At 66.2% G+C, this 21,313-nt stretch carries 22 protein-coding genes; 10 read left to right on the top strand and 12 right to left on the bottom strand.

Annotated elements, in window-relative coordinates; all coding sequences use genetic code 11:
• Positions 1–112: 112 nt before the first annotated feature.
• Positions 113–952, bottom strand: coding sequence for an alpha/beta hydrolase (locus tag DLM85_RS16160; protein ID WP_111479162.1), 840 nt, complete (start codon positions 950–952; stop codon positions 113–115).
• 414 nt (positions 953–1,366) lie between these two features.
• A complete protein-coding gene (locus DLM85_RS25525; RefSeq protein ID WP_165822163.1) occupies positions 1,367–1,537 on the bottom strand; it encodes a hypothetical protein in 171 nt (56 codons plus the stop codon).
• A 255-nt stretch (positions 1,538–1,792) separates the two neighbouring features.
• Between DLM85_RS25525 and DLM85_RS16155 the strand changes: the two genes are divergently transcribed.
• Together DLM85_RS16155 and DLM85_RS16150 are read left to right on the top strand one after the other, a co-directional pair.
• Entirely contained in the window at positions 1,793–2,431 is a 639-nt protein-coding gene (locus tag DLM85_RS16155) for a flavin reductase family protein (RefSeq protein WP_111479161.1), read from the top strand.
• A 15-nt stretch (positions 2,432–2,446) separates the two neighbouring features.
• Positions 2,447–2,848 (top strand): DoxX family membrane protein, encoded by a 402-nt coding sequence (locus DLM85_RS16150; protein WP_111479160.1) that lies wholly within the window; start codon positions 2,447–2,449, stop codon positions 2,846–2,848.
• Between the two features lie 79 nt (positions 2,849–2,927).
• Here DLM85_RS16150 and DLM85_RS16145 read toward each other — a convergent pair whose 3' ends face one another.
• Positions 2,928–3,644 (bottom strand): 3-ketoacyl-ACP reductase, encoded by a 717-nt coding sequence (locus DLM85_RS16145; RefSeq protein WP_111479159.1) that lies wholly within the window; start codon positions 3,642–3,644, stop codon positions 2,928–2,930.
• 199 nt (positions 3,645–3,843) lie between these two features.
• Between DLM85_RS16145 and DLM85_RS16140 the strand changes: the two genes are divergently transcribed.
• Entirely contained in the window at positions 3,844–5,112 is a 1,269-nt protein-coding gene (locus tag DLM85_RS16140; RefSeq protein ID WP_243635995.1) for a tol-pal system protein YbgF, read from the top strand.
• A gap of 3 nt (positions 5,113–5,115) precedes the next feature.
• On the opposite strand, the gene DLM85_RS16135 is transcribed toward DLM85_RS16140, so the two are convergent.
• On the bottom strand, positions 5,116–5,538 hold the full coding sequence (locus DLM85_RS16135) for a hypothetical protein (RefSeq protein ID WP_111479157.1): 423 nt from the start codon (positions 5,536–5,538) through the stop codon (positions 5,116–5,118).
• A 363-nt stretch (positions 5,539–5,901) separates the two neighbouring features.
• On the opposite strand from DLM85_RS16135, the gene DLM85_RS16130 reads away from it, so the two are divergent.
• A complete protein-coding gene (locus DLM85_RS16130; protein WP_111479156.1) occupies positions 5,902–7,185 on the top strand; it encodes a T9SS type A sorting domain-containing protein in 1,284 nt (427 codons plus the stop codon).
• A 204-nt stretch (positions 7,186–7,389) separates the two neighbouring features.
• Positions 7,390–9,195, top strand: coding sequence for a DUF885 domain-containing protein (locus DLM85_RS16125; RefSeq protein WP_111479155.1), 1,806 nt, complete (start codon positions 7,390–7,392; stop codon positions 9,193–9,195).
• A gap of 172 nt (positions 9,196–9,367) precedes the next feature.
• On the opposite strand, the gene DLM85_RS16120 is transcribed toward DLM85_RS16125, so the two are convergent.
• Complete coding sequence (locus tag DLM85_RS16120) at positions 9,368–9,799, bottom strand: hypothetical protein (protein ID WP_111479154.1); 432 nt, start codon at positions 9,797–9,799, stop codon at positions 9,368–9,370.
• 166 nt (positions 9,800–9,965) lie between these two features.
• On the opposite strand from DLM85_RS16120, the gene DLM85_RS16115 reads away from it, so the two are divergent.
• The gene (locus tag DLM85_RS16115) at positions 9,966–10,748 is read left to right on the top strand and encodes an adenine nucleotide alpha hydrolase (protein ID WP_243635994.1); all 783 of its coding nucleotides are present in this window, start codon (positions 9,966–9,968) and stop codon (positions 10,746–10,748) included.
• 147 nt (positions 10,749–10,895) lie between these two features.
• Here DLM85_RS16115 and DLM85_RS16110 read toward each other — a convergent pair whose 3' ends face one another.
• The 4 genes from DLM85_RS16110 to DLM85_RS16095 form a co-directional block, all read right to left on the bottom strand.
• Positions 10,896–12,008 (bottom strand): MBL fold metallo-hydrolase, encoded by a 1,113-nt coding sequence (locus tag DLM85_RS16110; protein WP_111479152.1) that lies wholly within the window; start codon positions 12,006–12,008, stop codon positions 10,896–10,898.
• 29 nt (positions 12,009–12,037) lie between these two features.
• Positions 12,038–13,510: an HTTM domain-containing protein gene (locus DLM85_RS16105; RefSeq protein WP_243635992.1), complete on the bottom strand. Its 1,473-nt coding sequence runs from the start codon at positions 13,508–13,510 to the stop codon at positions 12,038–12,040.
• 158 nt (positions 13,511–13,668) lie between these two features.
• Positions 13,669–14,136 carry a hypothetical protein gene (locus tag DLM85_RS16100; protein WP_111479151.1) on the bottom strand — a complete coding sequence of 156 codons (468 nt, stop codon included), beginning with the start codon at positions 14,134–14,136 and terminating at the stop codon, positions 13,669–13,671.
• Positions 14,137–14,359: 223 nt separating this feature from the next.
• Positions 14,360–14,653: a hypothetical protein gene (locus DLM85_RS16095; protein ID WP_133257096.1), complete on the bottom strand. Its 294-nt coding sequence runs from the start codon at positions 14,651–14,653 to the stop codon at positions 14,360–14,362.
• 243 nt (positions 14,654–14,896) lie between these two features.
• Between DLM85_RS16095 and DLM85_RS16090 the strand changes: the two genes are divergently transcribed.
• Complete coding sequence (locus tag DLM85_RS16090; protein ID WP_111479149.1) at positions 14,897–15,301, top strand: thiol-disulfide oxidoreductase DCC family protein; 405 nt, start codon at positions 14,897–14,899, stop codon at positions 15,299–15,301.
• Positions 15,302–15,341: 40 nt separating this feature from the next.
• Here DLM85_RS16090 and DLM85_RS16085 read toward each other — a convergent pair whose 3' ends face one another.
• Positions 15,342–15,824, bottom strand: coding sequence for a MarR family winged helix-turn-helix transcriptional regulator (locus DLM85_RS16085; RefSeq protein WP_111479148.1), 483 nt, complete (start codon positions 15,822–15,824; stop codon positions 15,342–15,344).
• Positions 15,825–15,969: 145 nt separating this feature from the next.
• Here DLM85_RS16085 and DLM85_RS16080 point away from each other — a divergent pair, with 145 nt between their 5' ends.
• Together DLM85_RS16080 and DLM85_RS16075 are read left to right on the top strand one after the other, a co-directional pair.
• Positions 15,970–16,971, top strand: coding sequence for a zinc-binding dehydrogenase (locus DLM85_RS16080; RefSeq protein WP_111479147.1), 1,002 nt, complete (start codon positions 15,970–15,972; stop codon positions 16,969–16,971).
• A gap of 117 nt (positions 16,972–17,088) precedes the next feature.
• A complete protein-coding gene (locus DLM85_RS16075) occupies positions 17,089–17,352 on the top strand; it encodes a hypothetical protein (protein ID WP_111479146.1) in 264 nt (87 codons plus the stop codon).
• Positions 17,353–17,435: 83 nt separating this feature from the next.
• On the opposite strand, the gene DLM85_RS16070 is transcribed toward DLM85_RS16075, so the two are convergent.
• Complete coding sequence (locus DLM85_RS16070; protein WP_111479145.1) at positions 17,436–18,866, bottom strand: FAD/NAD(P)-binding protein; 1,431 nt, start codon at positions 18,864–18,866, stop codon at positions 17,436–17,438.
• Between the two features lie 108 nt (positions 18,867–18,974).
• Complete coding sequence (rfaD, locus tag DLM85_RS16065) at positions 18,975–19,940, bottom strand: ADP-glyceromanno-heptose 6-epimerase (protein WP_111479144.1); 966 nt, start codon at positions 19,938–19,940, stop codon at positions 18,975–18,977.
• Positions 19,941–20,316: 376 nt separating this feature from the next.
• Between rfaD and DLM85_RS16060 the strand changes: the two genes are divergently transcribed.
• Complete coding sequence (locus DLM85_RS16060) at positions 20,317–21,228, top strand: bestrophin family protein (protein ID WP_111479143.1); 912 nt, start codon at positions 20,317–20,319, stop codon at positions 21,226–21,228.
• The last annotated feature ends 85 nt before the right edge of the window (positions 21,229–21,313 follow it).

Raw genomic sequence — 21,313 nt, 5'->3', positions numbered from 1 at the left:
TCATTCGGCGGCGCTACGCTACGCTTCCCCGCAGCAGCGCAACGTGAACCGGCCTGCGCAGCCGCTGGTTTTCCGCTGCCTTGCGCCGCCCGACAACTTCTTCACTGTTTGCTTAATAGGCGCCGGCCAGTTCCGGCACGGCGGCCTCGGCGGCGGCCGGCGCCTGCTCCTGCCGTTGCAGCCAGCTCAGCACGAAGTCGGCCACTTCCTGCCAGCCGGGCTGGCCGAGGATGAAGTGGTTGCGGCCCGCAAATTCCTTGAAATCGGTGACGCTGCCGGCGTACCGGGCATAGCGGCGGTAGTTGGCGTAGTTCAGCGAGGCGGGCATGATGTGGTCGGCCTCGCCCGCTACCAGCAGCAGCGGCACGTGGGGCCGCCGAAAGTCCACGCGGGCCGCCCGCGTCAGCCCGTCACGCGAAATGCGCTTGGATTCGGGAATGGTCAGCTGCTCGTAAGCTGCGCGCTGCGCCTCCAGGGGCATGCCGTTGACGAAGGCGTACTGCCACTGCCGGAACGACATCATAAAGGGCTTGTTCACGTCGGTAAGAAAGCCCAGCGGGCCCCAGGTGGCGCGGTAAAACGACCATTTGAACGTGAACACGCCCTGTGGCGCCACCGAGTCGATGGCGACGCCGGCGGCGGCCAGGTCGCGCTGCACCAGTAGCTGGGTGAGCAGCCCGCCGTAGGAGTGGCCGATGAGAATGGGCTTCTCGGGCAGCTCGCGGATAATGCCCGCGAAGTGGTCGATAAGCTGCGTCAGGCGCAGCGAAGCCAGCTGCGGATCGGGGTGGCGGCGGCGCAGCTCCTCCACGGGGGCGTCTTTGTAGAGCCAGGGCGGCGCCAGGCAGGTGTAGCCGCGGGCCTCGAAGTAGGCTTGCCACTCGTCCCAGCAGTGGTGGCTGACGAAGGCCCCGGTAAGGAACACGATGGTGCGGGTGCTGCGGTTTTCCATAGTGCGTACGTGGGTAAAGGGTGAAAAAAGAAGCGGAGTCTTGATTCAGCGGCCCATAGCCGAAAGCGCAATGGCAGCCCGGTCCGCCGGCAGGCCGGTGGAAGAGGCGGGTGGGAAAAGGCAGGGGAGAAGGGGGCAGCCGACACGCGCCGCGGTGGGCCGCGGCGTGGGCAGAAGAGTAGCAGGCCGAAAGCGTAGGGGCTTTCAGTGCGGAGTAGAAGCTACAATGTAAAGGGTCAGGTGGTTACGTGCAATATTAAAATAAATAAATATTCTAGAGTGTCTGGTAAATGGCTTTGTTGGGAAAGGGGCTGAAGTCACCCGTATAGCAACCGATGGCCAGCTAAACAGCCACAAAAAAGCCCGGCACGATGGCCGGGCTTACCTATTGCAGGGGAAATTTAGCGACGGGGACTAGCACCAGCGGCCGGAGCGCGGCTGCGAAGCGGGCTGGGTGCGGTCGGGCTCGGGCTCCTGACCGGGCTGCTGCGAGCGGCGCGGACGGGGCGAGCGGAGCGGGTCGGAGGGCCGGGCGGGGGGCAGACCCTGATGAGCGGCCGGAATGGGCACAGTTTGCTTAAACATAGCGGTAAGCGGTGAGGCCGGCGCACCCCAGCGGTGCGCCGGCAGCTGTCTTATACGGCACCGCTGCGGCTTGGTATACAGAAAGTTGTCGGGGCGCTTACGAAACTGTGGCCGCGGCACGCGTTGCGCGCGCGACCAGCCAAGCCGGCGCAGCCACAATCCGGGGCCGGCAGCGAAATGGCGCTGCTTCAGCGGGCGGCGCAGAAACATTGCGCGGGGCCCGGCGGTAGTGCTGCCAGTTACTTTCCCACCGCCATGCACCACTTCACCGCCGCCGACATCCGCAGCTTCGACAAGCTCTACCGCCTCAACCTCGTCAACGCCGTCACCGGCTTCAAGCCGGCCAACCTCGTGGGCACCGCCGACACAGCCGGAGCCACCAACCTGGCCATTTTCAGCTCGGCCCTGCACCTGGGCTCCGATCCGCCGCTGCTGGGCCTGGTCACGCGCCCCGCCACCGTGCCGCGCCACACCTACGAGAACATCCGGGCTACGGGCTGCTACACCCTCAACCACGTGCACGCCGATTTTGTGGGTCCGGCCCACTACACCTCCGCCAATTTTCCGCGGGAAGAATCAGAGTTTGATGCCGCGGGCCTGACAACCGTGTGGCGCGACGGGTTTGCAGCGCCCTACGTGGCCGAAAGCCAGCTCAGCATCGGCCTGCGGCTGGTCGAAGAGCTGCCCATCCGGCTCAACGGCACGGTGCTGCTCATCGGGGCCGTCGAGCACGTGTACGTGGCCCCCGCCGGCCTGCGCCCCGACGGCACCCTCGACCTGGCGGCCCTCAGCGACGTGTGCATCTCCGGCCTCGACAGCTACTACCGCGTCGAGCCGCTGGCCCGCTTTGCCTACGCCCGCGCCGGGCAGGGGCCGCAGCCGCTGCCGTCGTAACCCTTGTGCTCTACCATGAACCTGACCAACGCGCAACTCGCCTTCGTGCTGGGCCGCCTGCTGATGGGCGTCAATTTCCTGATGCACGGGCTGGTACGTTTGCCCAAGCTGGCGACTTTTCGGGCCGGTATGGTGAAAAGCTTCGCCGATACCTGGTTGCCGGGGCCATTGGTGGGCGCCTTTGCCACCGGGCTGCCAGTGCTGGAGTTCAGCGTGGGCCTGCTCCTTGTGCTGGGGCTGTTCACGCGCTGGGCCCTGGTCGGCGGATTGCTCATCCTGCTGGCCCTGGTGTTTGGCACCAGCCTGCAGGAGCAGTGGGATACGCTCGGCACCCAGCTCGTGCACGGGCTGTTCTTCTACCTGCTCCTGCTTCATGCCGACCAAAACCGCCTTTGCTTGGACCGCAGAGCGCAGTAATGCCAGGGCAGCGAAACCCCTTAAACACCGAATGCCCGGTTGATAGCCGGGCATTCGGTGTTTCTGCAGCCTGCTACGCCTACGGATTGGTGCTCCACAGTCCGGCTTCCTTCACGAACACGCGCCGGTTCAGCTTCAGCTGCGACACAATCAGCTCGGCCAGGTCTTCGGGCTGCATCACCTTGTCGGGGTTGCCGTCGGTGAGCTTCAGCTCGGCCGCCAGCGGAGTGGCCACAGTGCTCGGCGTGAGGGCCGTCACGCGGATGTTGTGCTTGCGCACTTCCTGCATCAACGATTCCGACAAGGCCAGCACGGCCGCCTTGGAGGCGCTGTAAGCGCTGGTCACGGCCGCGCCGCGCTGCCCGGCGGTGCTGCTGATGTTGACAATGTCGCCCGTCTGCCGCTCGATCATCTGCGGCAGCGCGGCGCGGGTGACGAAGTAGGTGCCGAGCACGTTCACCCGCAGGATGTTTTCCCAGGCCTCGGGCGTCAGTTCCAGAAACTTGCCGAAGGCGGCCGTGCCGGCGTTGTTGATGAGAATATCGAGGGGGCCGAGCTGCTGCTGCACCTGCGCCACGGCGGCTTCCACGGCGGCCAGATCGGCCACGTCGGCCGTCACCACGGCGGTTTGCACGCCCAGCGCCGCCAGCTCCTGCGCCAGCTCGCGCAGCGGGGCTTCGCTGCGGGCCAGCAGGCCCACGTTAACGCCTTCCTGGGCCAGGGCCAGGGCCACGGCTCGTCCGATACCCTGGCCGGCGCCCGTTACCAGGGCATTTTTTCCGCGCAGATTTTCCATGTAAGAAGGGGAGAAGGTAAAAAAAGTGGAGTCTGTATAACTGAATCGGGAGCGGCGGGTTTCAACGCCAGCCGCCGGCTTTTCGCCGGAAGCCCGACTATAATGCAGCCGGAACCTCCCCGAGCCCGTATGTTAGCTGCGCTGAACCGGCAGGCTTTCCCGCTGCGTTATGCCGCTGCCGGCCGTTGTCCCCTCCTCTATGCTCTCGATGCTGCGCCCCGCGGGGCTCTGGTTGTTCTTTACCCTGGGCTTACTAGGGCTGGCCGGCGGCGCGCAGGCGCAGCAGCCCGCCGATACCACCCGGCAGCAGCCGGTGCGCAACATCCAGCTCGAAGGCGTGGAAGTGCTGCCCGACGCGCTCAACTCCAAAAACTGGCTGCTGCTCAACAAGGACATCCAGCTGGAGCTCGACGGGGCCGTGCACAACCTCTACGACTTCAAGTTCGACCGGGCCGAAAAGCAGTTTCGCTCGCTGCGCCGCCGCTACCCGCAGCACCCCATGCCCTACTTTCTGCTGGGCCTGAGTCAGTGGTGGAAAATCGTGCCCAGCAACGTGCAGACCAAGCTCTACGACCGGCCGTTCTTCGCCTACATGGACTCGGCCATTACCCGCGCCGAAACCCAGTACCGGGCCGATAACCAGAACTACGAGGCCTGCTTTTTCCTTTCCGCCGCTTACGGCTTTGCCGCTCGCCTGCACGCCGAGCGGAAAAACTGGACCAAGGCCACCGTCTACAGCAAGGAGGCGCTGAACTACCTCGCCAAAAGCCAGGAAGCCAACGGCCTGAGCCCGGAATTTCTCTTCGGGCAGGCCCTGATGAACTACTACGCGCCCTGGATTTCCGACAACTACCCGCTGCTGCGCCCGGTGCTGCTGTTCTTCCCGCGCGGCAACCGGCAGCTGGGCCTGCAGCAGCTGCGCAACGTGGCCGCCAACGGCTTCTACACCGCGCCCGAGGCGAAGTTCTTCCTGATGAAGATTCTCTACAACGACGAAAACGACCCGGCCGCGTCGTTGCCGGTGGCGCGCAGCCTGGTGGCCAGCTACCCCGACAATGCCTACTTCGAGCGGTTCTGCGCCCTGTTGTGCTACAACCGCGGCGAGTACGAGGAGTGCGAAAAGCTCAGCCGCGACATTCTCGATAAGCTCAACCGCGGCCTGCCCGGCTACGAGGCCGTGAGCGGGCGCTACGCCACTTTCTTCCTGGGCTGGCTGCACGAAAACCGCTACGACGACCTGGCCAAGGCCCAGGACTACTACCAGCGCTGCATCGTCTTTGCCGAAAGCACCGGCGAAACCGGGCCCGGCTTCTACGTGCTGGCCAACCTGCACCTGGCCCGCCTCGCCGCCGACCGCCGCGACGTGGCCACTGCCCGGCGCTACTTCGCGGTGGTGGAAGACAAAGCCGACCGCAAATCAGGCGAGGCCCGCGAGGCCAAGGAATACCTCCGGCAGCACAAGAAGTAGCGGCTACTGCGCACTCAGCCAGGCTGCCGCTTCGGCCACCGTGCCGAAATACCGGAACGTGAGCAGCCCCGGCGGCAGCTGGGCGCCGATGGACTGCGCCGCCAGCCGACCCAGCGGCGCGTGGTTTTCCACCACCGCGCAGTGCGAGTAGCCGGCCTCGCGCACCGCCCGCGGAATCCACTCCTGCACCATCCAGGTGCCAATATCGGCCGGCAGCGGGGGACGCTGGCTATGGTCGCTGAGCAGCTTGTGCAGGCCGAAATGCTGCAGGGCCCGCAGCGTCTGCTCGTACACGGCCCGCAGCTCGTCGGGGCTGGTTCTGGCGGCGCTCCAGCCCAGATGCAGGTAATCGGAGCTGAGCGGGTGGCTGATGACGGCCGCGGCGTTGTGGTAGTAGCGGGAAACGGGACCGGAAAGTGGAGGCATAACGGAAAGATACACGCCGGACTCCGGCTGATGCAACGCCGTCCGCCCGGGCGCAAGGCGACTACCGCCGCGTTGGGGTAGTTTCGGTCCCAGTCCGGGAACGGCTGTGGCCTGGTTTGGGAATTGAACTTTTGCGGCGAAGGCAGGGGCGGGGCCTCAGGCAGAATTTCTTATACTCTGTCTTGATAGACAGGGTTTTGATCGGCTGATGTATCTGCAATTTTAAATATTCAAATTGAAATATTCTATTAAATAATCAAACCCTGTTGGTCGGCGGCTGCGTATTAGAGCCCAGAATGAATCAACCAACTCGCGTCATTATGCAACACCTCAACCCTCATTTCCCCTTAACCATGTACTTCCATGAACCCGACCATACTCCGCTTTGCTTTTTCGGCCCTGACCATGGCCGCTGTTGTTTCCGCGCAGGCCCAGACCACCTACACTTCCCGTGCGGGTGGGGGTAACTGGAGCGACCCGAACACCTGGACCGTCAGCGGCGCCGGGCCCCAGGTGCCCACCAACGTGACCACGCGCAGCGGTAACGAAACCAGCGACAACGTTATCGTCATCAACTCCAACGTGGTGCTGGACCAGGATTACAACGTCAGCGGCGACCACGCCAAGCTGATCATTACGGCCGGCGGCGCGCTGACCGACGGCGCCAGCCCCAATGCCCTCAACTTCGGCCAGCAGCAAGGAGCCGACATGGTGCGCCTCGACCTCGACGGCCGCCTCGACTTGAACAGCGTCAGCTTCTACAAGGCCGACGCCGATATTGCCGCCACCGCCGAGCTGACCACCAGCTGCAACATCGCGCTGGCCAACCAATCAGACCTGGTTATTGCCCCCGGCGCCACGGTCGATATCGACGGCAACCTGGTGGTGCGCCAGGGCAACCCCTCCATTTCGGGCTCGGGCACGCTGATGATCAGCGGCTGCGTGCTGACCAACAACAATGGTTCGCTCAACGGCCTGTTTGGGGCCAACCTGAGCGTGTGCGTGCAGGGTACGCCCAACAGCTGCGCCACCGAGGGCCTGAACTGCAGCACCCGCATTGCCGACTACATCACCATCGACGCCTGCCGCAACACCCCGCTGCCGGTGCAGCTCACCAGCTTCACGGGCAAGTACCTGAGCCGGCAGGTGCAGCTCGACTGGGTAACGGCCCAGGAGAAAGACGCCGACTCGTTTACGGTAGAGCGCTCCGTCGACGGCAAACGCTTTGACGCGGTGACGACGGTGCGCGCCGCTGGCAACTCCACCACCCGCCGCGAGTACAGCTACCTCGACGCGACCATGCGCCCCGGCCTGAACTACTACCGCCTCAAGCAGACCGACCACGACGGCACCTTCACGTACTCGCAGATTGTGCCGGTGCAGGCCGGTGCAGGCGAGCAGGCCCTGCAGGCCTACGGCAGCGGCGGCGCCCTGACCGTGGAAATGCGCACCGACGCCCAGTGCCGCGCCTTCCGCGTGATGGATAGCATGGGCCGCCTGGTATACACCGAAACCCTGCCCGAGGGCGCTACCGGCTTCGTGACGCGGCAGATTCCGCTACGCGGCAACAGCGGCAACGGCGTCTACATCGTGCAGGCCATAACCAGCACCGGCACGCTGAGCAAGAAGTTCTTCGTGCAGGAGTAAATCCACCCCCCAGCGTCCACCCTGGGTAGCCCGCCGGCCTCGTGCCGGTGGGCTTTTTTTGTGGCTTCCCGCCCGGCGCGGCGCAACCAACGGGGCCGGCGGGCGTTTGTTGCGGCGCCGCCGGCTAGCGGGGCATAGGGTGGTGCGAATCCTGGAAAACCGGCTAGTTTTAGTGCGCATTTGCACTCCCACTTCCTTGCCTGCATGAAGAACCGCTACTTCGCCGCCAGCCTGCTGGCCGGCACCCTGCTGCTGGGCTGCTCCCAGCAGACGGCTACCGAAAACTCCTCCGCTTCGCCCCAAACGGCTACCGACGTGAAAGACCTGGGCTCCGTGCTCGACCAGTACTGGGAGGAAAACGCCAAGCTCTTCCCGCTCAGCGCCACCACCAACGGCGACAACCGCTACAACGACCAGCTGCCCAACGACCAGACCCAGGCCTTCCGCGAGCAGCTGCGCCAGTACTACCAGAAGTACCTCGCCCAGCTGCAGAACTTCGACCGCGAAAAGCTCGCGGATAACGACAAGATCAGCTACGACATCTTCCGCTACGACCTGCAGATGAACCTGGACGGGCTGAAGCTGAACACCTGGATGATTCCGTTTCAGCAGTTCTGGGGCCTGCCGCTGAGCATGGGCCAGTACGGCGCCGGCGGCAGCGTGCAGCCCTTCAAGACGCCCGAAGACTACGACAACTGGCTGGGCCGGGTGCGCGGCTTCTCGGTGTGGGCCGATACGGCCATCAGCAACTTCCGCCGCGGCATGCGCGCCGGCGTGGTGCTGCCCCGGCCGCTGGTGCAGAAGATAATTCCGCAGATGCAGCAGATGGTGGTGACCGACCCCACCAAGAGCGACTTCTACGGTCCCATCAAAACCCTGCCGGCCAGCTTCTCCGATGCGGACAAGCAGCGCATCACGGCCGCCTACCGCACCGCTATCATGAACGAGCTGGTGCCGACGTACCGCCGCCTGGGCGAGTTTCTGAAAACCGAGTACCTGCCCAAAGCCCGCACCAGCACCGGCATTGCGGCCGTGCCCGAGGGCCGGGCCCTGTACCGCTACTTCGTGCGCAACTGGACGACCACCGACAAATCGGAGGAGGAAATCTACCAGACGGGCCTGAGCGAGGTGAAGCGCATCCGCGGCGAGATGGAGCGCGTGCGCCAGCAGGTGGGCTTCAAGGGCGACCTGAACGCCTTCTTCAACTACATGCGCTCCGACAAGCGCTTCACGCCCTACAAGTCCGACGCGGAGGTGCTCAATGCCTTCCGGGCTATTCAGGCGCGCATCACGCCCAACCTGCCCAAGCTGTTCGGCCGCACGCCCAAGACGCCGTTTGAAATCCGCCAGACCGAGGAGTTCCGCGAGGCCTCGGCCTCGGCCGAGTACCAGCAGGGCACGCCCGATGGCTCGCGTCCCGGCATTTTCTACGTGCCCATTATCGATGCGAAAACCTTCCGCACCACCTCGGGCATGGAGTCGCTGTTTCTGCACGAAGCCATTCCGGGCCACCACTACCAGATTTCCTTGCAGCAGGAGAATACCGACCTGCCCAAGTTCCGGCGCTTTGCCTGGTACGGGGCCATGGGCGAAGGCTGGGCCCTCTACACCGAAAGCCTGGGCCGGGAGCTGGGCCTCTACACCGACCCCTATCAGTACATGGGCGCGCTGGGCGACGAAATTCACCGCGCCATCCGCCTCGTCGTCGACGTGGGCATGCACACCAAGGGCATGACGCGCGAGCAGGCCATCAAGTACATGATGGACAACGAGGCCATCGACGAGCAGGGTGCCACGGCCGAAATCGAGCGGTACATGGCCATTCCGGGCCAGGCGCTGTCGTACAAAATCGGCCAGCTCAAAATCCGGGAGCTGCGCGATAAATACGCCAACCAGCTCGGCGCCAAATTCAAGATTCAGGACTTCCACGACGAGCTGCTCAAGGACGGCGTGATGCCCCTGGCCGTGCTGGAGCAGAAAATGGACGCCTGGGCGGCCAAGCAGCAGTAAGCCGCCAGTGGTCAGCAGCAACGACGTCGGGCAGGAAGTGCCGTCCTACGCCGTGTGTTCAGGATGACGGCCGACCGGCCATAACGAGCTTGCCAAACGACGTCAACCCAAGCAAAAAGCCCCGCAGCCTGTTGGTTGCGGGGCTTTTTGCTTGGGGGCCGGAACGCGGCAGCTAGTTCTGGGCGCTGTTGTTGCGGCGCGGCTGGTTGGTGGGCTGGGGGGCAGTGCCCTGCTCCGGCTGCTTGGCGGCGTCGGGGCTGGCCTGGCGCGGGGCGCCGACGTTGCGGACGCTGGGCGTGGGCGTGCTGCCGGGCGTGCCGTCGCCGGTGCCGCTTTCGGTGTATTTGGAGGTGTTCGGGTCGCCGCCGGGCTGGGAGCTGATGGCCTCGGCCGTGGAGCGGGCCATGGAGCCGGTGCCGATGGGCCGGTACGCCTTGCCGCCGCCCGATACGCTGTCGCGCTCGGTATCGACGCGGGTGGCGCGCGGGGCGCGGGCGAAGGAGTCGTTGTTGGTGTGGTCGACGCCGGGGCTCCAGGAATTGTCGCAGGCGGCCAGGGGCAGCAGAAGCAGCGCGGCGCTCAGCACGCGGGAGGAGGTCAGCATAACACGGAGGAGTTTGGAATGGGAGAAGTACAGATGAGTGCGGCTGCTGCCGTATACGCGGCGCGCCGTGCCTATGGCTACGTACCCGCGGCGCGGCAGTTGCGCCACGCCCGGGTCGCGCCGCTGCGGTGCATCTTTGCGCTTCGCCACCAATCGTTTTGTTGCTGTGACTTCACCCGCCGCCGTCATGAGCTGGAGCGGGGGCAAGGATTCGGCCCTGGGCCTGCACCACGCCCTGCAAAGCCCCGATCTGCGCCCCACGCACCTGCTTACCACCCTCAACGAGCACTACCAGCGCGTGGCCATGCACGGCGTGCGCGCCGAACTGCTCCACACCCAGGCCCGGCGCATCGGCCTGCCGCTGCACGAAGTATGGCTGCCCGAAATGCCCTCGATGGAAGTGTACGAGCAGCGCATGCGCGCGGCCCTCGATGCGCTGGCCGCCCAGGGCGTGCGCACCAGCCTCTTCGGCGACCTGCACCTGCGCGACCTGCGCCAGTACCGCGAGCAGCAGCTGGCCCGCGCGGGCTGGCAGGCGCGCTTCCCCATCTGGCACAAGCCCGCCGCCGAGCTGTGGGCCGAGTTTTTCGACCTGGGTTTCCGCGCCGTTGTGGTCTGCACCAACGAGCAGCACCTCGACCCGAGCTTCTGCGGCCGCGAGCTGGACCGTGACTTCCTGCGCGACCTGCCCCCGAGCGTCGACCCCTGCGGCGAAAACGGCGAGTACCACAGCTTCGTGTACGACGCGCCCTACTTCAGCCAGCCCATAGCCGTGCAGCGCGGCGAGCGGGTGCGCCGCACCTACCAGGCCAGCCGCCCGGCCGCCGAAGATGATGCCACCGACTGCTACCGCGCCCAGCCCGACCCGTTCAGCGCCGCCTTCTGGTACTGCGACCTGCTGCTGGCGCCGGCAGTTGGGGCTGTCGAGCAGCCGACGCGGGCTCATTAGCGCCGAAAAACCCGTTGCGCCTTGCCGGGACGGGCGTCCGCACGGTGCGAAAACCTGCCCGGCAAGGCGCAACGGGTACGCGCCGAAAGATGTAGCCCGCCGGCCGCGGCCGCCAGGGCCCGTGCCGCTGCGGCGCGCAGGCGAAGCCTACAGGTTCTGCGGCCCCGGAAACCACCCGCCCGGCTCATCAACCGGCGTAAACGGGTCGATGTCGGCCGCGTAGCCGGTGGCGGGCTGGTCGAGGTGGTGCGGCGAGTGGCGGCGGTAGCGCCGGCGGCGTTTGCGCACGGTGTCGCGCTGCTGCAGCCAGATGCCGATGCCCAGGCCCACGGTGGCGGCCAGGCCGCCGAGCAGCCAAGGCGTGCGCGGGTTGTGCACCGGGGGCGGCACGGCCCGCACGCCGGTTTCGTCGGCAATGGCCGGGTCGGGCAGGTAGCGGCCCCGGGCGGGCACGGCTCGCTCTTGGAAGTGCTGGGCCAGTTCGGTCAGCTCCTGCAGCAGCGCCTGCCCGCGCATGGCAATGCCGTGCCCAGTGGCGGCCACCCGGGGCTGCAGCCGCGCCAGCCGTTCGACGGAGCGGCGCGCCGCGTCCCAGTCGCAGGTGAAGTACTTGGGCGGGCCGTGCACTTCCTGGCGCTGCTCCCACACCGCCAGCGCCGATTCCTGCTGGGTGGTCACGAAAGCATCCCCGGCCAGCAGCACCCCATCCGACTCGCGGAAAAAGGCCACGTGGCCGGGCGTGTGACCAGGCGTGAAAATCCAGCGCCAGTCGGGCAGCTCGGGCACCGTGCCGTCGGCGGGCAGTGCCTGCGCGCGGCTGCCCACATCGTAAGGGTGCTTCGGATAAAGGCCCGACAGCCAGGCCATAGCGCCGCCGCCCACGGTGGGGTCGGGCGGCGGGTAGGCGGAGCGGCCGGTGAGGTAGGGCAGCTCCAAAGGGTGCGCGTACACGGGCACGTCCCAGTGCGCGGCCAGGGTTTCGAGGGCCCCGGCGTGGTCGAAATGCCCGTGGGTCATCAGGATGGCTTCGGGCCGGGCGCCGGGCCCGAACAGGGACTCCGCGGCGCGGCGGATCCGGCCGGCCGCGCCCGGCAGACCGGCATCCACCAGCACCCAGGGGCCGGCGTTTGGCGTCTGGCGCACAAAAAACAGGTTGACGAAAATATTGCGCAGGGCCCACACGCCGGGGGCCACAAACTGCAGCTCGGGCGTGGTGGCGCGGTTGGGGCGGGCGCGCAGGTGGTCCAGATGGTCGCTCATGTTGGTTGGGGAAAAGGCGAGGGAAAGATTCAGGGCTGGCAGCTGCACAGCACTTCGCGGGTGGGGCCCTGCACCCGGTAGCGGGGCAGGGATACTTCCTTCATATACACCACGTCGAGCTGCCGCAGCGGCGGATTACGCGGATTCTCGCGCCAGCGGCGCAGCAGGTAGTGACAGTAGTACGGCCGCATCCAGTCGTTGCTGACGAAAAGGTAGTTTTCGGAGTACTTGCGCCACCGGTCGTTCTTGTGCAGCGCCACCACCGAATACGGTTTGCGGTACGTCACCGGCTGGCCGCCGCGGTTCAGGTCGAGCCGGCGGCCGTCCTTGGTCTGGCCTTCCAGGATGTACCACCCGTCGTCCTTGAACACGGTGGGCGCGAACATCCCCCAGTGCTGGTCGGTGCGAAACACGTAGCCGAACCAGCGCAGCGGCTCGCGCATGGTGTAGCCGGGCCGGGCAATGCCATCGAGGTTCCACCAGATGGTATAGCCCAGCAGCACCAGCAGCACTGTGTCGCGCAGGGCGGGCAGCAGGCGGAAGTGCCGATGCACCTGCGGCTGCCAGTGGGCGCGCAGCTCCAGCGTCAGCGGCCACTGCCAGCGCGGCAGGCGCTGCCGCCAGCGGCCAAGGTGGCCGGCGCCGCGCTGCACCGGCGGCCCCAGGCGGCGCTCCAGCCCGTTCAGCACCGGCGTGGGCAGCAGCCCCAGCACCGAGGCGGCACTGATAAGAAAGAACAGCCCCACGAACAGCGTCAGGCTGATGCCGAGATGAAAGCCCCAGATAACCAGCACAAACACCGTGCGCCACAGGGGCGTGGCCACCGGAATAAACAGCAGCACCGGTAGCAGCAGCTCGGTGTAGAAGGTCAGGTGCGTGAGCACCTTCAGCAGCTCGTAGTGGGGGTAGAGCAGCCGGCCGCCGGGCATCAGCACCTGGTCCAGGCTGAGGGCGTAGTAAATGGCCGTGCCTTCGGAGCGCCACTCCGGGCCGCTTTTGAGCAGGGCCGTGCATACGTACACCAGCGCAATCTGCACCACGTAGGCCGCGGTGGCCGCGCTGAAATAGCGGTAGTGTGCGGGCGCCGGCCGGGCCTGCGCGTCCTTGGCCCACACCCGGCCCCAGGGCAGAAAGATGGCCCAGAACAGCAGCATGCGCAGCAAATCGTCGCCGCCCTGCACAATCATCGGGTTGCGGTTCTGCACCGATACCAGCAGCACCCACGACAGCACCGTCATGAGCCGGGTGCGCCAGCCCAGCAGCAGCCCCACGGCCGCCGCTGCCGCCAGCAGAAACAGCGCCGCCTGGGCCGCCCACAGCCCGCTCATGGTGTGCAGCGAGAATTCGTAGGGATTCCAGGCGCGCTCAAACAGCACGTACAGCGGCAGCACCCCCAGGTTGGTGTAGTGGGCCTCCAGGTCGGTGCTGCGGATGCCCAGATCGAGCAGAAGCACCGCCGCCACGGCCATGCGCATCAGGGCCAGGGCCCGCAGGTCGAGCACAAAGGGCCGGCGCAGCACTGCCCATACCCGGCCGGCCCGGCTGCCCGGGGGCGGGGCGGCCAGGCCGGCAGAAGGCGCAGAAAGGGCAACCTCCCCGGGGGAAAGTTGCCCTTGCGCCCGGTCAAGCAAGTCGGCCGAGTGGTGCAATGCCGGTCAGGTTAGCGGGTGGTCGTGCCGGAGGTAGTGGAGCCGGACGTGGTCGAGCCGGAGCGGGTGCCGCGGTTCTTGGTGCCGGTGTTCGATTTGCGGCCGCGGCTGCCCGAGGTGGTGCCCATCGTCGTCCCCGACGTAGTGCCCGAGGTCGTGCCCATCGTGGTCGAACCGGTGGTGCCCGAGGTCGTGCCCATCGTGGTCGTTCCCGAGGTCGTGCCAGCCGTGGTGCCCATCGTGGTCGTGCCGGCAGTGGTGCCGCTGGTCGTGCCCAGGGTGGTCGAGCCGGTGGTGCCCAGGGTAGTCGTGCCGGTCGTGCCTATGGTGGTCGAGCCGGTCGTGCCCATTGTGGTCGAGCCGGAGGTGGTACCCGAGGTCGTGCCCGTGGTGCCGGTCGTAGTTTGGGCAAAGCTGGCGGTGGAGAAAGCGGCGCTCAGCAGCAGCGCAAACAGCGGGGCAACAAATGACTTCTTCATGAGAAAGGTATTAAGGTTGTGAAGGAAAATGGGGCGAAAAGCGGTTAACGGCACAATGCAGCGCTGCCCTAAGCTTCCCCTAGTACGGATTCCAGCCATTAGGGATAAGGCCGAGGTTAGTTTGGCGGGCATTTGGCGGGGCAGAAAAAAAGGACAGCCACAAGGTGACGTCCTTTTTCTCCCTCCTCTTTCCAAAAAAATGCAAGCGTAACTAGTGGGGTGGCTATTGCGTGGTCGAGCCGCCGGTGGCAGCGCCCGTAGTGGCTTCGTTGGTGGTGGCCCCGGCACCCGTCGAGCCGGCGGTAGTGCCCTGCACCTCTCCCGAGGTTGCCGCGCCGCCGGCGTCCGTGCTTGCAGCCGCCGAATCGGAGTCCGTGGCCGTGGTGCCCATGTCGGTGCCGGAAGCGCCGGTTTCGGTGCCGGTACCGGAGTTGGTGTTGTGGTCGTTGCCACAGCCGCCTAGGGCCAGCAGCGCGCAAAATGCGCCCGACATGCAGAGAGTGCGTGTGCGGTTCATATCGATGAAAATGGGGCGGCGTGGTTGATTATAAAGCAGTTGCGGCAGGCAACACAAGGGGCTTATACGCCCTGCCTGGCCCGCAAGCTGAATTTTTGAGGGAAATTTTTGCGCACATTTTTTGCAACTACCAAGGAGTCTTTTTTGCCCGAAGCGGCCCACGCCGGACGTAGCCCGGCGCTCGGGCCCAACCGAACTGCCGCCGGCCGGTTACGTACTGCTTATCCGGCTCTTCTTTGTGCGATGCAGGCAGATTCTTCCGTAATTCTCTTTGATGGCGTGTGCAACCTCTGCCACGGGCTGGTGCAGTTCATCATCCACCGCGACCCGCAGGCCCGGTTCCGCTTCGCCTCCCTGCAATCGGCCGAAGGCCAGCGCCTGATGCCCGGCGGCGTCAACCCCGACCCGGCCAATCCCGACTCCGTGGTGCTCATCGAAGACGGCCAAGCCTACACCCACTCCACCGCCATCCTGCGCATTCTGCGCCGCCTCGGCGGCGGCTGGGCGCTCCTGTCGCTGGCGGGCGTGCTGCCCCGCCCCCTGCGCGACGCGGCCTACCGCTTCGTGGCCCGCCACCGCTACCGCTGGTTTGGCCGGCAAACGGAATGCTGGCTGCCCACCCCCGAGCTGAAGGCGCGCTTCCTCTAGCCCACGGCCCCCTGGCGACGGGGCACGTCTTCGCTGCGTGTCACGATGCCGCCTGCGTCGCCTCGGCCGCGTCGCGGGGAGGCAGCAGGCTCTGCAGCGTCTGAATCAGGGCCGGGGCCTTGCTGCCAAAAAACTGCTGGTCGAATTCTTCCAGGGCCCAGGCGGCCCGCACCACGGCTTTCAGCCCGGTCGAGGTGAGTTGCAGGCTGCGGGCGCGAGCGTCCTGTTCGCTGGTGGGGCGCTGCAGCAAGCCCTTTTCCTCCAGGGCCCGCACAATCTTGCTGGTAGTCATTTTGTCGTAGTGCGCGTGCTGGGCCACGTGCGCCTGCGTCACCGGCTCGGTTTGCTGGCCCGCCAGCCGCTGCACCGCCGCCAGCAGCAGAAACTGGCTGGGGGTCAGGTTCATCGGCGCCAGCACCTGGGCCAGGCTGCGCTGCCAGTGCGCGGTGGCCTGGGCCAGCAGGTAGCCGGGGTTTTCATCGGCGCCTTCGAAAGTGAACAGCGGATCGGTTGGTAGGGCCATCGGATTTTTGCTAGGTTGCGGCGGCCGGCGAGGTCCGGCCACTACCCTTGCGTAAACGGATTCACCGTAACCAAGTTTACTGTAACTCGGTTTACTGCTGTAAAAGTGCTCATTTAGCCGCGGTCAGCGGCTTTTTTATTTCCCCATGAAAGCTCTTGTTCTCGACGAGGTTGGCCAGCCGCTGCAGCTGCGCGACGTGCCCACGCCCCAGCCCCAGCCCGGCCAGGTGCTGGTGCGCCTCGCCGCTGCCGCCCTCAACCACCGCGACGTCTGGATTCAGCAGGGCCAGTACGCCGGCCTGCGCTTCCCCATTATCCTCGGCTCCGATGGCGCCGGCACCGTGGTCGAGCTGGGCGAAGGCATCGACGAAAGCCTGCGCGACCAGGCCGTTATCATCGACCCCAGCCAGAACTGGGGCGACAACCCGCGGGCCCAGGCCCGCTCGTTCAGCATCCTCGGTCTGCCGCACGACGGCACCTTCGCCGAGTACGTGGCCGTGCCCGCCACCAACGTGTACCCGCAGCCGGCGCACCTCTCGGCCGAACAGGCCGCCGCGCTGCCGCTGGGCGGCGTCACGGCCTACCGGGCCCTATTCACCCGCGGCCGGCTGCGCGCTGGCGAGCGGGTACTCATCACCGGCATCGGTGGGGGCGTGGCGCTGCTGGCCCTGCAGCTGGCCGTGGCCCGCGGCGCCGAGGTGTGGGTAACCTCCGGCTCGCCCGACAAAATCGAGCGGGCGCAGGCGCTGGGAGCCCGCGGCGGCATCAGCTACCGGCAGCCGGGCTGGGGCAAGGCCCTGGTACAGCAGGCCGGCGGGCCGTTCGACCTCCTGGTGGACAGCGCGGCCGGACCCGGCGTGGCTGAGCTGCTGGAAGCCGCCGCGCCCGGCGGCCGGTTGGTGTTCTACGGCGGCACCACCGGCACCATGACCAACGTGCCGCCGCGTCACATCTTCTGGAAGCAGCTCGACGTTCTGGGGTCTACCATGGGCACCGCCGAAGATTTTGCCGGCTTGCTGGACTTGGTCAACGGGGCCCGGCTGGTGCCCGTCACCGACCAGGTTTTCGACCTCGCCGACGGCGAACAGGCCATGCGTCGCATGGCCGAAGGACAGCAGTTTGGCAAGCTGGTGTTGCGGATAATTTAGGTGGGTAATGGTCTGATAACCAATGCTAAAAATTTTGGTTTTTGGCCTGGTTTCGGGAATGCCGCGGGCTTTTTTGGTGTTTTGAATCTGACTCTGACAACCAGCCGATAAGCATCCATGAAAACGCCCGATCAATACCTCAACGTACCGACTTTCCAGCTGACTTATCCCACCGGTGAAGACGTGGAAATGGTGCCCGTGGTGACGTACGATGACGCTCTGCGCGCCGTGGAAACCGCCCTGGCCGATGCCGAGAAATACCGTTACCTGCTCATGCGGGCCCTGCGCCGCACCCACGACGAGAGCAGCATGGCGGCAGCCTCCCCGGCCACCGGGGCCGAAGTCCGGCCGCTCTACCCCGATACCGATCTGGCGGCCTAAGCTCCGCTATTCTTACCTAAAGCTGAAACAGCGGCCCCGTCAGGAGCCGCTGTTTGTTTTTGACCGGGCCGGCGGCGTCCGGCTCAGGGCAGCAGCTGCGCATCTGGCTGCCCGATGCCGGCGGCGTGGCGGCGGCCCAGCACCGCGGCCAGGCTGGCCGCCTGCTGCCGCAGCTCCGGCACCGCCGTCGACTCAAACCACAGCGGGCGCAGGCTGGGGCCGAGCGTGTAAAGGCAGTCGGAGGCGTCGCCGGCGGCGTTGCGCAGGGCGCCTTCGACGTCGGTGAGCACGCCCAGGTGCAGGGCGTCGGGCACGAGCAGGCCGGCCTGCCGCAGCCCGACGACCAGTGGGTCGGTGAGCTGGGCGTAATCCAGCTGCGGGCCGGTGCAGAGCACCACGTGGTCGGCCGTCAGCTCGGTGGATACGTAATGCCGGCTCAGGCGCACGGCCAGCTGCGCGTCGCCGCGCGGCTCGATCTGGCGCACCCGGCCGTGGTGGACCTGCAGGCGGCCGCTGCCGAGCAACTCGTCGAGCACGGCGGCGTTAGGGGGCGGGTTGCGGTGGCGCGCGTTGCTCCAGCGGGTGCCCAGGTGGCGCAAAAACCGTCGCTGCTCCGCCAGGGGCCACGCTGCCCAGATGCGGCCCAGGTCGGGGCGCAGCGCATCGAGCACGGCCCGCCAGTTGAAGCCTTCGACCGCGGCCTGGGCTATCTGCTGGCGCACCACGCGCAGCACTTCGCCCACCGTGCGCCGGCCGGCCAGGTGCGTGGCGTAGTAGCTGGGGTAGGGCGTCACGGGCGCCGGGGTGTGCGGGGCCGGCCATTGCCCGTGCCGCGACACGGCCAGCAGCGGCCCGCGGTGCCCGTCGGCGCGCAGGGCCACGAGCACGTCCAGGGCCGTCAGGCCGGTACCGATGAGCAGCACGGATTCTTCCGGGCCGATGCTGCGCAGCGCGCCGGGCAGCCAGGGGTTGGCGTGGAAGCGTGGGTGCTCGGCGTAGCCGGTGGCGGGCCGCACCGGCAGGGCCGGGGCGAAGTTGCCGAGCGCCAGCACCGCCGTGTGCGCGTCGAGGGCCGTGCCATCGGCCAGCTGCACGCGCAGGGCGTGGGCCGCGCCGGTCAGCGGCTGCGCGGCCACGGCCCGGGCGTGGCGCCACTGCAGGCGCACGCCGTTGGCCGCCGGCGCGGCCAGGGCCGGCGCCAGCAGGCTTTCGATGTAGTGGCCGTAGGTTTGGCGGGAGCAGAAGCCGAAGGCGCAATCGGCAATGCCGTGGCGCTGCAGCCAGTTCACGAAGTGGTTCGGCTCGTCGGGCAGGGCGCTGAGGGCGGGGCTGCGCACGTTCAGCAGCCACTCGGGCCGGCTGGTGGCGTAGGCGGTGCCGGGGCCCAGGCGCGGGCGCGGCTCCACCACGGTCACGTCGAGGGGCCAGGGGCCGCCGGGCAGGCGCGTGAGCTGCAGGGCCAGCAGGCTGCCAGCTACTCCACCCCCGATAATGACAATGCGGCGCCGCGTCATGCTGAGTCAGGCAAGGCCCAAGCGGACTTGGGCAGTTCGTCCGAAAAAAGGTAAAAATCCGGACAATGCCCTTCAGGCAGGCTGAACGGCAAGGCGGCGCGCCCGGGGCTACAGGTACGCGCCCGGCAGCAAAAAGTCGCGTACGTACTCGCGAATGCCGTCTTCCAGGCGCGTAAACGGCCGCTCGTAGCCGATGCCGCGCAGCTTGCTCATGTCGGCCTGGGTGAAGTACTGGTAGGTGTCGCGGATGTCCTCGGGCGTGTCCTTGAACCGGATATCGGCCGTCTTATCCAGGGCTGCGAAGGTGTTCAGGGCCAGATCGAGGAAGGTGCGCGCCTCGCCGGTGCCCAGGTTGTAGATGCCCGAGTGGCGGCGCTGGTGCATCAGGAACACGCACACGTCGGTCAGGTCGCGCACGTAGATAAAGTCGCGCTGCTGCTCCCCGTCGGCGTAGTCGGGGTTGTGCGAGCGGAACAGCTCCATCGAGCCGGTGCGCTGCACCTGCTGGAAGGTGTGGAAAATCACCGAAGCCATGCGGCCCTTGTGGTACTCGTTGGGCCCGTACACGTTGAAAAACTTCAGCCCGGCCCAGAAAAACGGCTTTTCCGGCTGTTGCACGGCCCAGTTGTCGAAGTCGTTCTTGGAGTCGCCGTAGGGATTCAGCGGGCGCAGCAGCGGCAGCAAGGCTTCCTCATCGGAGTAGCCCAGCGTGCCCGAGCCGTAGGTGGCGGCCGAGGAGGCGTACACCAGCGGCAGCTGGTAGCGCACGCACGCGGCCCACAGCTGCTTCGAGTAGTTCAGGTTCAGCAGGTCGAACACGGCCACGTCCTGCTCGGCCGTGTCGGTGCGGGCGCCGAGGTGGAAGACGAACTCCACCTGCTCGTGGTTTTTATCGAGCCAGTCGAAAAACTCGCCGCGGTCCACGTACTCGCGCAGGTGCTTGCCTTTCAGGTTCAAAAGCTTGCGCTCGGCCGAAAAGTTGTCGACCACGACCACGTCGTTGAAGCCATCGGCGTTGAGGCGGCTCACCAGGCAGCTGCCGATAAAGCCCGCTGCGCCCGTCACGATAATCATAAGCTGGAGTTGGGTTCTTCTGAGCTGCGAAGTACGCAGTTTCTGCCGGCTCGGGCGTGTCGGGGCGCCCGGCCCGGCGGCCGCACCTTGGCGCAGCAGGACTATTCGCAGAACCGGCGGCCGGCCCGCTATCGGGCCGGTGAGGCTGGAAATCCAGCCGCAAACGATTGCGGGAGCAATGGCTTAACACAATACAGATAGGCTTATAAAGGGTTTAATCGAGGATTAATATCGATTTAATTCAATTTTAATGGTTGTTTCCCAGCTTGTAGATGCTGAAGCTGCGTAGAAGCGCTTACGTGCGGGCGACCTATCGGTATGGTACTGATTGCGCCCCGCCCGGCACAGCGAAGTGTAGAGCTGTAAATCCAAGCTGATGCTGATAGACACCAAAATTCCGTACCGCTACATCTTTCACCAGATCAAGTGGGATGTGGCTCGCGTTATCCTGTTTTCCCTGTTGTTTCAGCTGCTGAAAACCTACGTGGCCAGCTACCTGCCGCCGGTGCCGGTGCAGCTGCCCACCATCCTGGGCAGCTTCATTTCGCTGCTGCTGGCCTTCAACATGAACCAGTCGTACGACCGGTGGTGGGAGGCACGCAAGGTGTGGGGGGCCATCGTAAACGACTCGCGCAGCCTGGTGCTGCAGCTGCGGCAGTTCATCGACCCGCGCCAGATGCCCGCCGGCGAGGCGGCCCGGCTGCTGCGCCGCCTGGGCCACCGCCAGATTGCCTGGTGCTACAGCCTGGGCCAGAGCCTGCGCGGGCAGGATGCCCTGGCGGGCCTGCCGCAGTTTATCAGCCCCGAGGAAATGGCCAGCGTGGCCGAACACCGCAACAAGCCGCTGGCCCTAATGCAGCAGCACTCCGACGACCTGGCCACGCTCACCCAGGCCGGCGCCCTCAATACCTTCCAGCAGGTGCAGCTCGACAGCACGCTGGTGCGCCTGGTGGCCTCCATGGGCCAGGCCGAGCGCATCAAGAGCACGGTGTTTCCGGTGACGTACCGCCTGTTTATTCATCTCTTCATCTACCTGTTCCTGATTATCCTGTCGCTGGGGCTGGTGGAAGAAGTGGGCCTGATGGAAATTCCGGCCCTGACGATTGTGGCTTCGGCATTTTTCCTGCTCGAAAAAACCGCCAAGTTCATGCAGGACCCCTTCAACAACAAGCCCACCGACACGCCGGTGTCGGCCATTGCCCGCACCATCGACATCAACATCCGCCAGCTGCTGCACGAGCCCCAGGTGCCCGAGCCGCGCAAGGCCGAGGAATTCTACCTCATGTAAGGCGAAAAGCCCGTTGCGCCCCCGCAACGGGCTTTTTTTTGCCTGGTCGAGCACGGGCCCGCCAGCGAGTAAGCTTTGCCGGTAG

The sequence above is a fragment of the Hymenobacter edaphi genome (genome assembly GCF_003258365.1).
In the GTDB taxonomy this organism is placed as follows: Bacteria; Bacteroidota; Bacteroidia; order Cytophagales; family Hymenobacteraceae; genus Solirubrum; species Solirubrum edaphi.
The sequence above is the reverse complement of the archived record's forward strand: the minus strand, read 5'-3'. Positions and strand labels throughout refer to the sequence as shown.

Coding starts and splice junctions, on each gene's coding strand:
- DLM85_RS16145 (WP_111479159.1), bottom strand. CDS start 3,644: ATGGAAAATCTGCGCGGAAAAAATGCCCTGGTAACGGGCGCCGGCCAG.
- DLM85_RS16060 (WP_111479143.1), top strand. CDS start 20,317: ATGCTGATAGACACCAAAATTCCGTACCGCTACATCTTTCACCAGATC.
- DLM85_RS16085 (WP_111479148.1), bottom strand. CDS start 15,824: ATGGCCCTACCAACCGATCCGCTGTTCACTTTCGAAGGCGCCGATGAA.
- DLM85_RS25525 (WP_165822163.1), bottom strand. CDS start 1,537: ATGTTTAAGCAAACTGTGCCCATTCCGGCCGCTCATCAGGGTCTGCCC.
- DLM85_RS16075 (WP_111479146.1), top strand. CDS start 17,089: ATGAAAACGCCCGATCAATACCTCAACGTACCGACTTTCCAGCTGACT.
- DLM85_RS16130 (WP_111479156.1), top strand. CDS start 5,902: ATGAACCCGACCATACTCCGCTTTGCTTTTTCGGCCCTGACCATGGCC.
- DLM85_RS16100 (WP_111479151.1), bottom strand. CDS start 14,136: ATGAAGAAGTCATTTGTTGCCCCGCTGTTTGCGCTGCTGCTGAGCGCC.
- DLM85_RS16080 (WP_111479147.1), top strand. CDS start 15,970: ATGAAAGCTCTTGTTCTCGACGAGGTTGGCCAGCCGCTGCAGCTGCGC.
- DLM85_RS16110 (WP_111479152.1), bottom strand. CDS start 12,008: ATGAGCGACCATCTGGACCACCTGCGCGCCCGCCCCAACCGCGCCACC.
- DLM85_RS16140 (WP_243635995.1), top strand. CDS start 3,844: ATGCTCTCGATGCTGCGCCCCGCGGGGCTCTGGTTGTTCTTTACCCTG.
- DLM85_RS16155 (WP_111479161.1), top strand. CDS start 1,793: ATGCACCACTTCACCGCCGCCGACATCCGCAGCTTCGACAAGCTCTAC.
- DLM85_RS16135 (WP_111479157.1), bottom strand. CDS start 5,538: ATGCCTCCACTTTCCGGTCCCGTTTCCCGCTACTACCACAACGCCGCG.
- DLM85_RS16095 (WP_133257096.1), bottom strand. CDS start 14,653: ATGAACCGCACACGCACTCTCTGCATGTCGGGCGCATTTTGCGCGCTG.
- DLM85_RS16160 (WP_111479162.1), bottom strand. CDS start 952: ATGGAAAACCGCAGCACCCGCACCATCGTGTTCCTTACCGGGGCCTTC.
- rfaD (WP_111479144.1), bottom strand. CDS start 19,940: ATGATTATCGTGACGGGCGCAGCGGGCTTTATCGGCAGCTGCCTGGTG.
- DLM85_RS16090 (WP_111479149.1), top strand. CDS start 14,897: ATGCAGGCAGATTCTTCCGTAATTCTCTTTGATGGCGTGTGCAACCTC.
- DLM85_RS16070 (WP_111479145.1), bottom strand. CDS start 18,866: ATGACGCGGCGCCGCATTGTCATTATCGGGGGTGGAGTAGCTGGCAGC.
- DLM85_RS16120 (WP_111479154.1), bottom strand. CDS start 9,799: ATGCTGACCTCCTCCCGCGTGCTGAGCGCCGCGCTGCTTCTGCTGCCC.
- DLM85_RS16150 (WP_111479160.1), top strand. CDS start 2,447: ATGAACCTGACCAACGCGCAACTCGCCTTCGTGCTGGGCCGCCTGCTG.
- DLM85_RS16125 (WP_111479155.1), top strand. CDS start 7,390: ATGAAGAACCGCTACTTCGCCGCCAGCCTGCTGGCCGGCACCCTGCTG.